The sequence below is a fragment of the Streptomyces sp. NPDC059371 genome (genome assembly GCF_042751995.1).
Taxonomy (GTDB): Bacteria; Actinomycetota; Actinomycetes; order Streptomycetales; family Streptomycetaceae; genus Streptomyces.
This window is the reverse complement of the sequence record NZ_JBHYXD010000144.1, coordinates 1-10,473: the sequence shown is the minus strand read 5'-3', so window position 1 is coordinate 10,473 and position 10,473 is coordinate 1. Positions and strand designations below refer to the sequence as shown.

Below are 10,473 nucleotides of genomic sequence, written 5' to 3'. Positions count from 1 at the left end.
TGTGTCCCGAGGCTCGTGCAGGTGAGCCGGGCGGCCGCCAACACTCCCCCACCCCCGGGGCGGCCCCCCCCCCCCCGCCCCCCCCCCCCCCCCCCCCCCCCGCCGGGCGCCCTGCTCTGATCCCAACTCGTGCCGCTCGCTATCCCACAGGAGTCGATCGTGTCTCGCACTACTCGTCCGTCCCCTTCCCTCCTCAGAGTCGCTGCCGTCACGGGCGTCGCGGCGCTCACCCTGGCAGCCTGCGGATCCGGCTCCGGTTCCGGCTCCTCGAGCTCCGGCTCGGGCAGCGTCAAGGTCGGTCTGATCACCAAGACCGACACCAACCCGTTCTTCGTCAAGATGAAGGAGGGTGCGGAGAAGGCCGCCAAGGAGAACGGCGCCCAACTCTCCACGGCTGCAGGCAAGTTCGACGGGGACAACGCCGGTCAGGTCACGGCCATCGAGAACATGGTCGCCGCCGGTGTGAAGGGCATCCTGATCACCCCGAGCGACTCCAAGGCGATCGTGCCCGCGATCCAGAAGGCCCGCGCCAAGGGTGTCCTGGTCATCGCCCTGGACACCCCGACCGACCCGCAGAGCGCGGTCGACGCCCTCTTCGCCACCGACAATCTCAAAGCCGGCCAGATGATCGGCGAATACGCCAAGGCCGCCATGAAGGGCAAGAGCGCGAAGATAGCCACCCTCGACCTCGCGCCGGGCGTCTCCGTCGGTGTCCAGCGGCACGACGGTTTCCTGAAGGGCTTCGGTGCCACCGACAAGGATGTCGTGTGCGCCCAGGACACCGGCGGTGACCAGGCCAAGGGCCAGACCGCGATGGAGAACTGTCTGCAGAAGTCGCCCGACATCAACGTCGTTTACACCATCAACGAGCCGGCCGCGCTGGGCGCGTACACCGCGCTGAAGGCCAAGGGCCGGGAGAAGGACGTGCTGATCGTCTCCGTCGACGGCGGCTGCACCGGCACCCAGGCCGTCAAGGACGGCAAGATCGCCGCCACCTCCCAGCAGTACCCGCTGAAGATGGCCGCCGAAGGCGTCAAGGCCGTCGTGACATATGCCAAGGACGGCAAGAAGGCGGCCGGCTATACCGACACCGGCGTCACGCTGATCACCGACAAGGCGCAGGACAAGATCGCGGCCAAGGACACGGCCTACGGCCTGGAGAACTGCTGGGGCTGAGCTCCCTAGGGCCTCACGACACCACCGCTTCCCCCCAGCAGGGCGGCCGGCCCGCCTCCCCGGCCAGGGACGGCCGCCCTCCCTTGTCCCGGCGGCGGGGGCTTTTGCCCTCGTCCTGCGACAAGGACATCTGTCTTCTGACTAGGACTTCGCATGACAGCCACGACAACGCCGTACTCGGAGCTCAAAGCACCGACCACGGCCCGCAGACTGCTCACGGCGCCCACCACCGGACCTCTGGCCGCCCTCCTCCTGGCCTGCACCTTCTTCTCCTTCTCGACCGACCAGTTCTTCACCGGCGGCAACTTCTCGCTGATCGTGCAGCAGGTCATGGTCGTCGGCATCCTCGCCATCGGGCAGACCCTGATCATCCTCACGGCGGGCATCGACCTGTCGTGCGGAGCGGTGATGGCATTCGGCAGCATCGTGATCGCCAAGGCGGCGGCCGAGGGCTCCCTCCCACCGCTCGTCGCGATCGCACTGGGCCTGGTCGTCTGCGGCGGCTTCGGGCTGCTCAACGGGCTGTTGGTACAGAAGATCCCACTGCCGCCGTTCATCGTGACCCTCGGCATGCTCAACGTGGCGTTCGCGCTGACCCACATCTACTCCGAGGAACAGACGGTCACCAGCCTGCCCGGCCCGCTGACGGCCCTCGGCGAGACCTTCCCACTCGGCCACACCGACATCACCTACGGCTCCCTGGTCACCATCGCCCTGTTCCTGCTCCTCGCCTACGCGCTGAGCAGCACCGGCTGGGGCCGGCACGTCTACGCCCTGGGCAACAGCGCCGAGGCCGCCCGGCTCAACGGCATCCGCACCTCCCGCCTGACCATCGGCATCTACACCGTGGCCGGCCTGCTCTACGGCGTCGCCGCCCTGCTGCTCATCTCCCGCACCGGAGTCGGCGATCCTCAGGCAGGACAGACGGACAACCTCGACAGCATCACGGCCGTGGTCCTCGGCGGCACCAGCCTCTTCGGCGGCCGCGGCTCGGTCCTGGGCACCTTCGTCGGCGTCCTCATCGTCGGCGTGTTCCGCAACGGTCTCCAGCTGATGGGCGTCGCCTCCGTCTACCAGACCCTGATCACCGGCGTTCTGGTGATCCTCGCGGTGACCGTCGACCAGATCTCCCGGAAGAAGACCCGATGACCGCCACCTCCTCCCCCACGCCCGTGCTGCAGGCCCGCGGTCTGGTCAAGCGGTACGGCCAGGTCACCGCCATCGACGGCGCCGACTTCGACCTGCTTCCCGGCGAGGTTCTCGCCGTCATCGGCGACAACGGCGCCGGCAAGACCAGCCTGATCAAGGCCCTCACAGGCGCGGTGGTCCCGGACGCCGGCGAAATACGCCTGAACGGCAAGCCCATCACCTTCTCCGGCCCGCAAAACGCCCGCGCCCACGGCATCGAGACGGTCTACCAGGACCTCGCCGTCGCCGCCTCCATGGACATCGCCTCGAACATGTTCCTCGGGCGCGAGCTGCGCCGTCCCGGCATTCTCGGCAGCACCTTCCGCATGCTCGACAAGAAGCGGATGCGCCAGGAGGCCGCCGAGCACATGGCTGACCTGAAGATCGGCCTGCGGTCGCTCACCCAGGCCGTGGAGACCCTCTCCGGCGGACAGCGGCAGGCCGTTGCGGTCGCCCGGTCCGTCGCCTGGGCCCGCTCCGTCGTCGTCATGGACGAACCTACCGCCGCCCTCGGCGTCAAGGAATCAGGCCAGGTCCTGGACCTCATCCGCCGAGTCCGCGACAAGGGCATGCCGGTCGTCCTGATCAGCCACAACATGCCCCACGTATTCGAGATCGCCGACCGCATCCACGTCCACCGGCTGGGCCGGCGCGCCGCGCTGATCAACCCCTCCGACTACTCCATGGCTGAGGTCGTCGCCATCATGACGGGCGCGCTCACCATCGACGAGACCGGAGATACTGTCGTAGCGGATTCCGAGGCTGCCAAGGCCGCCGGCATCCAGGCCACCTGACGGCACAACCCAGCGCTCACAGTTTCCGGCCCAGGCCGCGGCCGGAACTGAGAGCTTTCAGGAGACGGTTTCCTCGATGGCATCGAACCGCCGCCCCACCCTGGCCGATGTCGCCCGAGAAGTAGGCGTCAGCGCCAAGACGGTCTCCCGAGTCCTCAACGAGGACGGACCCGCCTCCGCACAGACCAGGGAACAGGTACTCGCCGCAGTGGCCAAGCTCGGCTTCCAGCCGAACCTCATGGCCCGCAACATCCGTGTCGGCGGGCCGGACACCACCATTGGCCTGGTCATTCCCGACCTCGCCAACCCCTTCTTCGGAGCTGTGGCCCGCGCCATCGAGGACACCGTCCGCGACCGCGGACTGACCCTGCTCATGGGCTCCTCCGCGGATGACCCCGACCGCGAACGCGCCCTGACGGACAAGTTCCTCGCCCGCCGCGTCAGCATCCTGATCGTCGTTCCCTCCGTCGGCGCCGACCACTCCCACCTCAAATCCCACCGCACTGCGGGACTGCCCGTGATCTTCCTCGACCGCCCCGGAGTCGGCCTCGCCACCGACAGCATCGTCAGCTCCAACCGGACCGGAGCCCACGACGGCGTCACCCATCTCATCACCCACGGACACCGGCGCATCGGCTTCGTCGGCGACCTGCCCCCAAAGCTGTACACCCGTCGTGAACGTCTGGCCGGCTACCGATCGGCGTTGCAAGAAGCCGACATCCCCTACGACCGCTCGCTCCTCACCAATGCCCACGACCAGCAAGAGGCCCAGACCGCGACCTCCCAGCTCCTCAACCTGGCTGATCCCCCCACGGCCCTGTTCGCCGGCAACAACATCATGGCGCTGGGCATCGTCGCCGAACTGGCCCGCACCAAGCGCAAGGACGTGGCGGTCGTCGCCTTCGACGACGTGCCACTCGCCGAAGCACTTGAGCCGGCCCTAACCGTCGTCGCCCAAAATCCCAAGGAAATCGGCAGGATCGCAGCGATAACCGCCCTGGCCCGACTCGACGGCGACCGCTCCCGCGCCAACACCATCACCGTCCCCACCCAACTGACCATCCGAGGGTCGGGCGAACTTCCCGTCCCTGCGCTACAAGAGGGCGATATGTGAGTTGATAGCCGATTTGCCGTCACCTGAACGTATGGGACTGCGGCATCTCAGCCGTCGGCGGGCTCGGGCGCGCTGGGCTGAACGTCGTGAGAGAGCGCAAGCCCTACAAGACCGACCTGTCCGACGAGCAGTGGGCACGGATCGAGCCGGTGATCGCCGCATGGAAGGCCGCACACCCCTCGGTCGGCGGCCACCAGGGCCGGCATGCGATGCGGGAGATCGTCAACGCGCTCCTCTACCAGAGCCGCACCGGCTGCCAGTGGAACCTGCTGCCGCACGACCTGCCCCCGCGTGGTGCGGTGATGTACTACTCCAGCAGGTGGCGCGACGACGGCATCGACCACACCATCCAACGCCAGTGTGGCGCACTCGATACAGCGAGAAGGACGTCCGTCACCCCTGGGCATGACGCGGCGGCGCGAAATGCACGCTTGCCCGGGGGGCAGTCCCGGTCGGATGAGGTCGGCGAGTCAGTTCCCCCACCGTGAACGCCCCCTCCTCGATGCCCGGCCACGTGCTCGGCCCCCACAGCTTCCTCCAGGACGGCGAAGGCGTTTCGGATCGCGCGGTGCAGCGTGGGGCGGTCGCCGGAGTAGGCGCGCTCGGGGTTGTGCAGCAGGACCGTCCAGCCGGTCACACCCAAGTTGGTTGCCGACAGCGCTGCCTGCGGACTACCGCACCGGCCTGGTCCGCCGCCGCGCTCTGGACCTACACGAGGCCATCCCCGCCCAGCACCACCACGAACGCGCCGTACGGGAACTACGCGACATCGTGGCTGGCTGACAGCGAAGGCCCCCACGGTGGGCAGGGACAGGACAGCGGCGGTCATCGGCACCTCGATCGGCAGCAGGGCTGGGTGGCCGGTGCCGGACCGGACCTGCGGTCAGAACTGTGACGGTGCCTGTCGCGAGGCCCCTATCGGGACAGGCGGGCCCGGTCCGGCACCAAGTGCTGACCCGCACCCTGCGGGCGACAGATCGGGACCAAGGCACGAGGCCAGTTGCGGGACAGGTCAGCCCGCCGAGCGGATCAGCACCCGTACATACTCACAGTTGCGGGAATTCCCCGAGCCGTGACGTGCCCGATCTCCGCGTTCGTAGCGAGGTGTTCACTCATCTCGGCTTCCAGAGCCCGCTCCAAAACAGCCTTGGTGATCTCCGTCAGCAGCCCACCCTCGCCGAGCAGAGCCACCCCGGCAGCATCGGCCTTGTCGAGCATCCGCTCAGCGACCTCATTCACCATCTCGTCCCCGGCCGCAGAGGCAGCCGGTTCCGTATTGTCTGCCATGACTCGTCCGATCCACCCGGCCCAAGGGCCCGAGGCCGAGCCCCGGGCCAGGCTTTCACATCCCGGACTTACACGATCTTTCAGACACGCTCCCGCAGCCCCGGCAGCCGGACTCCGGTCCTGGCCGGAGCCGTGGTGAAGGCGGCGTTGCGCCTGCGTGATCCGGTCGCCTCCGGCTGAGATCAGCTGGGCGGGTTGTGGGTCTGTTGGGTCTGTTCCGGCGCGGGCGCGGCGGTGGTGGAGGTGCTGGTCCAGCTGGCGAGTATGCCGAGTGCTTCGGCGGAGGGGGAGGCGGGTTCGGGGGTGTAGATGGCGAGGCTCTGTTCCGGGTCGTCTTCGGCGGCGAGGACGACGTAGTCGAGGGTGAGGTCGCCGAGGAGCGGGTGGTGCAGGCGCTTGGTGCCCGTGGTGTGCGCCCGAACGTCGTGGTCGGCCCAGAGCCGGCGGAAGGCGTCGCTGTGCAGGGACAGCTCACCGATCAGTTCGGTGAGCTGCGGGTCGTCGGCGTGGCGTCCGGCGTACAGGCGCAGGCTGGCCACCGTGTCGCGGGCCACCCGTTCCCAGTCGATGTAGAGGCTGAGGGCAGCCTGGTCGAGGAAGACGAAGCGGGCGAAGTTCCGGTCGCGGTGCGGGCGGGAGGCGAAGTCCGCGAACAAGGCGTAGCCAAGCGGGTTGGCGGCCAGGACGTCCAGGCGCCGGCCTTGGACGACGGCGGGGACGCTGAGTGCGTCCAGGGCCCGATAGAGGGCGGGGCCGACACGTTGCGGGGCGGGGGGTCGCTTGCGGCGGGCACGGGCAGCGGTGGTGGGCTGGGCGAGGTCGAAGAGGTGGGCGCGTTCGGTGCCGTCCAGGTGCAGGGCGCGGGCGACGGCGTCCAGTACGGCTTCGGAGACGCCTTGGGTGCGGCCTCGTTCCAGGCGGATGTAGTAGTCGACGCTGACTCCGGCGAGCTGGGCGACTTCCTCGCGACGCAGGCCCGGAACGCGGCGGGGCCCGGCGTGGGGTGTGAGGCCGGCTTGTTCGGGGGTGATCCGGGCTCTGCGGGTGCGCAGGAACTCGCGGATCTCGCTGCTGCGGTCCATGCATCCACCGTACGGCGCGCCCGTGGACCTGCCCGGCGGCGAAAGGGGTACTGCTGGACCCCTGGACGAACGCGCCCCTGTACGGGCCTCCGCGGCGGGTCGGCGGGTGGTTGCCTGGATAGCGGGCCTGCTGCACCGCACACCGCCCCACCAGGAAGAGGGAGTATCTGATGAAGCACGTATCGCTGGGCGGGCTGGACGTCTCGCGCATCGGCCTGGGCGCCATGACCATGGCCGGCGTCTACACCACCGGCGGAGGGCTCGACGACAGCGAGTCGATCCGCACCATCCACCGGGCACTCGACCTCGGCGTCACGCACATCGACACCGCCGAGATCTATGGCCCCTTCCACAGCGAAGAAGTCGTCGGCAAGGCCATCAAGGGCCGCCGCGACCAGGTCGTCGTGGCCACCAAGTTCGGAATGGTCTCCCATGCCGGCGACAGCCCAGCCCCGGGCGTCACCGACAGCACCGCCGCCAACGTGAAGGCCGCCGTCGAGGGCTCCCTGAAGCGTCTTGGCACCGACCACGTCGACCTGTACTACCAGCACCGCGTCGACCCGAACACGCCCATCGAGGAGACCGTCGGCGCACTGGCCGAGCTGGTCGCCGAGGGCAAGATCCGCTACATCGGGCTCTCCGAGGCCAGCCCCGCAACGATCCGCCGCGCACACGCCGTGCACCCGGTCGCAGCCCTGCAGACCGAGTACTCGCTGTGGACCCGCGACGTCGAGGACGAGCTCCTCCCGCTGCTGCGCGAACTCGGCATCGGCTTCGTCCCCTACTCGCCGCTCGGGCACGGTCTGCTGACCGGGCAGATCCGCTCCGTCGACGACTTCCCCGACGACGACTGGCGCAAGACCAACCCGCGGTTCACCGGCGAGAACTTCCAGCGCAACCTGGCGATCGTCGACGAGGTGCAGGCGATCGGCGCCGAGATCGGCGCCACGCCGGCGCAGACCGCGCTGGCATGGATCCTCACCCGCGGCGACGACATCGCCCCCATCCCCGGAACCCGGCGGGTTGCCCGCGTCGAGGAGAACACCGCCGCAGACGGCATCGAGCTCACCCCGGCCCAGCTGGAGCGGCTGAACAACCTCACCCCCGCCGCGGGCGAGCGCCACGACGAGGCGAACATGGCCGCCATCGACCGCTGACCCCGCCGAGCACGGCCCCGGAGTACATCCCCGCCGGGGTTGTGGATCAGCCTCCCGAAGCCTGTCTGCTCGTCCGGCAGCATGGCGTCGGCCTTCTTCCTGTTGCAGGGTGGCGTTGCGGCGGCCCGGTGCCGACTCACCCCTCGAGGCCGGGCCGCACCGCGACATTCCAGCAGGATTCACCGGGTTGCGGCCCGCATCCTGAGGACCTCGGGTGCTCACCTTGGCTCGCGAGCGGGTGCAGGAACGGCAAGCGTGCGAGGGTGTCATCCAGCAGACCACGCAGCGCAAGCCTGGCTTGATCGCTGTTGTACACCGACGGGGAGACCGCGGGGGCTTGTGGTCCGCTGCCACCGCGACTGCTTGATACATCCTGCATCGTCATGCCATACGCAACGAGATACGCTCTGAAGTCCGCGTGAGCCGAACGGGTGCCGCGCACCGGCCTTGTCCGTCGCCAAGCGCGGAGGGCCGCCGTCCGACGCCACCAAGCCGGGTCCAGCACCCTTTCCCGGACCCCCGCGCTTCTGGTCTACGCGCCACCCACCACACTGCTTCCAGATCCGGGAGGTGACGGGTCCCGCCGCCTCACAGCCCGCGTCCGCGCCAGTCCAGGCAGACCACCAGGGCGTCATCGGTCGGGTCGGATTGCCCGCGGTGGCCCGTCAGTTCGCGCAAGACGGCACGGGGCACCTCGGCCGCGGGAAGCAGCAGAGTCGACTTGATCGCACGGTTCAAGGCGACGTCGCCGTAGGACTCTCCACGGGGAGAGGCGGCTGCGTAGACGCCGTCGCTGACGAAGACCAGGCGATCACCCGGTTCGACCTGGAAGTCCTGTGCGACATATTCAGTTTCCTCGAACATGCCCAGCGGCAGCTGGGCCTCGAAGGTGACGCGCTCGACCATGCCGTTGCGCAGGCGCAGAACCTGCGGAGAGCCGGCGTCCACGACCCGGACCTGCCCGCTGGTCAGATCGAAGTCGAACATGAGGACCGACAGGTAGCAGCGGCCCCGGTAGTGCGCGTAGACCGCCTGGTCCGCCAGGGCAGCCTGATCGGCCAAGGCGATACCGGCCCGCCGGGCATTGCGCAGGGCGTTGACGCCCAAGTTCGTCAACAGGGAGGCCTCCATCCCCTCTCCCATGCCGTTGGAGACGTACAGGATGAGCCGGTCGGCGGTCTGGGACCAGTCGAAATTGTCGCCGAAGATCGCGTACGCGGGCTCCATCTGAGCCCCCACCTCGTACTCAGGGCACGCGCAGGAACGGCCCGGAAGCAGCTGCCACTGCATTTCGGCAGCCAGCGTCAACCGGTCCTTGCGCCGCGCCTGCAGGTAGAGGTCCGTGTCCCGCTCGGCGACGACGACCTCGTGTCCAAACACTTCGGCGACCTCCGTCAGCTCGCTCAGACGGCTGCGTGCGTGTTCACCGCCCGGCAGGGTCACCGACAGAACGCCGAGGCGGTCCCCTCGGACGGTGACGGGCAGGTGCACGCACACCATGCCTTCCGAGAGGCCCTCGATGAAGGGTTCCTGGGCGCCGAAGGCGCGTCCGGCAGGGCTACTGTGAACCGACACCGGCTCCAGCGTGTGCGGCAACACGGACACCGACTGCAGCTGCCATGGGAGTCCTCCGGCTCGCGACGAAGCCACGGAGAGGTGCTGTGCCGGTAGGTGCAATTCATCTCTAACCAGGCCGCCAGCCCTCTACGCCGACCGTCATCTTCATGCCTGTAAGAGGGTGAAGCGGACCTCGTCTCCCAGGAGCGCCTTGGCCGCATCTGGCCCGGGAAGATCCCCAGGCGTACGCCGCTGCCGGCCGTGGCGGTGGCCACAGTGGCAACGATGAGCGGTGCCTCTCCGAGGGCCCGGATGGTGATCGCAGCAGCGATACCGCTGCCGGATGTGGCCACGGGAACCGCGGACGGCCTGTGACGTCGGCGCACTGCTCGTGCTCCCAGCCTGCCCCCGGCTGCGGCGAATCGGATTTTTGCCGTGCACCTACGAGCGGCTGGTACCCGACTGTTCGAGGGGCGAACGAGTGATGCACTGCCGACAGCACTCAGCCCGGCAGCGGGAAGACGGCTGCCGGGCTGAAGAGTGTGAATGCGCCTACTTGATCGCGTCCTTGGCCTGTTCCTTGGCCGCGCGCAGGTCGCCCTTGGACTCCTCGGCACGACCTTCTGTCTTGAGGGACTCGTTGCCCAACGCGCCGCCGACGACCTTCTTGACCTTGCCCGCAACCTGCTCGCCCCTGGCCTGAGTCTTCTCGTCCGCAGCCACAGCCGCTCACTCCCTCGTCGTGCTCGAAAACGGTTCTCCCCCCGGTTGACCCTGGATTGCAGCGCCAAACCAGCAGGTCCAGGCACTGCCCGTCCAACCAGTCAGAAGAGAGTTCGTAGGAGTGACCGCGCCTTCGCCGGGCACACGAGGCGGCGGAGGTTGATAACTATGGTTCCTATTCTTCTTGTTCTTCTGCTCGCCCTGATCCTCTTCGGTGCCGGTTTCGCGCTGAAGGCCCTGTGGTGGATCGCCGTCATCGTGCTCATCGTCTGGGTCCTCGGCTTCGTCATCCGGCCTACAGCGAGCGGCGGCAAGCGCGGCCGCTGGTACCGCTGGTAGACGGCCCCGACCACAGCAGCGATATGCGGGTGGGCCCCACACCATGGTGTGGGGCC

12 protein-coding genes are annotated in these 10,473 nt (G+C 68.5%); 8 read left to right on the top strand and 4 right to left on the bottom strand.

The window, feature by feature from the left end; all coding sequences use genetic code 11:
- The first annotated feature begins 159 nt into the window (after window positions 1–159).
- The 6 genes from ACFXGX_RS40705 to ACFXGX_RS40680 all read left to right on the top strand — a co-directional run bounded on the left by ACFXGX_RS40705 (window position 160) and on the right by ACFXGX_RS40680 (window position 5,055).
- Window positions 160–1,176 carry a sugar ABC transporter substrate-binding protein gene (locus ACFXGX_RS40705; protein ID WP_384802676.1) on the top strand — a complete coding sequence of 339 codons (1,017 nt, stop codon included), beginning with the start codon at window positions 160–162 and terminating at the stop codon, window positions 1,174–1,176.
- A 153-nt stretch (window positions 1,177–1,329) separates the two neighbouring features.
- Complete coding sequence (locus ACFXGX_RS40700; protein WP_384802674.1) at window positions 1,330–2,325, top strand: ABC transporter permease; 996 nt, start codon at window positions 1,330–1,332, stop codon at window positions 2,323–2,325.
- A complete protein-coding gene (locus tag ACFXGX_RS40695) occupies window positions 2,322–3,158 on the top strand; it encodes an ATP-binding cassette domain-containing protein (protein WP_384802671.1) in 837 nt (278 codons plus the stop codon). The genes ACFXGX_RS40700 and ACFXGX_RS40695 overlap by 4 nt, the downstream gene beginning before the upstream one ends.
- Before the next feature lie 76 nt (window positions 3,159–3,234).
- A complete protein-coding gene (locus ACFXGX_RS40690) occupies window positions 3,235–4,272 on the top strand; it encodes a LacI family DNA-binding transcriptional regulator (RefSeq protein WP_384802668.1) in 1,038 nt (345 codons plus the stop codon).
- Window positions 4,273–4,358: 86 nt separating this feature from the next.
- Window positions 4,359–4,760 (top strand): transposase, encoded by a 402-nt coding sequence (locus ACFXGX_RS40685; protein WP_384802665.1) that lies wholly within the window; start codon window positions 4,359–4,361, stop codon window positions 4,758–4,760.
- Between the two features lie 160 nt (window positions 4,761–4,920).
- Window positions 4,921–5,055 (top strand): hypothetical protein, encoded by a 135-nt coding sequence (locus tag ACFXGX_RS40680; protein WP_384802662.1) that lies wholly within the window; start codon window positions 4,921–4,923, stop codon window positions 5,053–5,055.
- A 246-nt stretch (window positions 5,056–5,301) separates the two neighbouring features.
- Here ACFXGX_RS40680 and ACFXGX_RS40675 read toward each other — a convergent pair whose 3' ends face one another.
- Window positions 5,302–5,559: a hypothetical protein gene (locus tag ACFXGX_RS40675; RefSeq protein WP_384802659.1), complete on the bottom strand. Its 258-nt coding sequence runs from the start codon at window positions 5,557–5,559 to the stop codon at window positions 5,302–5,304.
- 182 nt (window positions 5,560–5,741) lie between these two features.
- The gene (locus ACFXGX_RS40670; protein ID WP_384802656.1) at window positions 5,742–6,641 is read right to left on the bottom strand and encodes a helix-turn-helix transcriptional regulator; all 900 of its coding nucleotides are present in this window, start codon (window positions 6,639–6,641) and stop codon (window positions 5,742–5,744) included.
- A 170-nt stretch (window positions 6,642–6,811) separates the two neighbouring features.
- On the opposite strand from ACFXGX_RS40670, the gene ACFXGX_RS40665 reads away from it, so the two are divergent.
- Entirely contained in the window at window positions 6,812–7,798 is a 987-nt protein-coding gene (locus ACFXGX_RS40665; RefSeq protein ID WP_384802653.1) for an aldo/keto reductase, read from the top strand.
- Between the two features lie 588 nt (window positions 7,799–8,386).
- On the opposite strand, the gene ACFXGX_RS40660 is transcribed toward ACFXGX_RS40665, so the two are convergent.
- Window positions 8,387–9,448 (bottom strand): PP2C family protein-serine/threonine phosphatase, encoded by a 1,062-nt coding sequence (locus ACFXGX_RS40660; RefSeq protein ID WP_384802650.1) that lies wholly within the window; start codon window positions 9,446–9,448, stop codon window positions 8,387–8,389.
- A gap of 459 nt (window positions 9,449–9,907) precedes the next feature.
- The gene (locus tag ACFXGX_RS40655) at window positions 9,908–10,078 is read right to left on the bottom strand and encodes a CsbD family protein (protein WP_384802647.1); all 171 of its coding nucleotides are present in this window, start codon (window positions 10,076–10,078) and stop codon (window positions 9,908–9,910) included.
- Between the two features lie 168 nt (window positions 10,079–10,246).
- Here ACFXGX_RS40655 and ACFXGX_RS40650 point away from each other — a divergent pair, with 168 nt between their 5' ends.
- Entirely contained in the window at window positions 10,247–10,417 is a 171-nt protein-coding gene (locus ACFXGX_RS40650) for a hydrophobic protein (RefSeq protein ID WP_067385923.1), read from the top strand.
- The last annotated feature ends 56 nt before the right edge of the window (window positions 10,418–10,473 follow it).

Coding starts and splice junctions, on each gene's coding strand:
- ACFXGX_RS40700 (WP_384802674.1), top strand. CDS start 1,330: ATGACAGCCACGACAACGCCGTACTCGGAGCTCAAAGCACCGACCACG.
- ACFXGX_RS40695 (WP_384802671.1), top strand. CDS start 2,322: ATGACCGCCACCTCCTCCCCCACGCCCGTGCTGCAGGCCCGCGGTCTG.
- ACFXGX_RS40690 (WP_384802668.1), top strand. CDS start 3,235: ATGGCATCGAACCGCCGCCCCACCCTGGCCGATGTCGCCCGAGAAGTA.
- ACFXGX_RS40675 (WP_384802659.1), bottom strand. CDS start 5,559: ATGGCAGACAATACGGAACCGGCTGCCTCTGCGGCCGGGGACGAGATG.
- ACFXGX_RS40670 (WP_384802656.1), bottom strand. CDS start 6,641: ATGGACCGCAGCAGCGAGATCCGCGAGTTCCTGCGCACCCGCAGAGCC.
- ACFXGX_RS40665 (WP_384802653.1), top strand. CDS start 6,812: ATGAAGCACGTATCGCTGGGCGGGCTGGACGTCTCGCGCATCGGCCTG.
- ACFXGX_RS40650 (WP_067385923.1), top strand. CDS start 10,247: ATGGTTCCTATTCTTCTTGTTCTTCTGCTCGCCCTGATCCTCTTCGGT.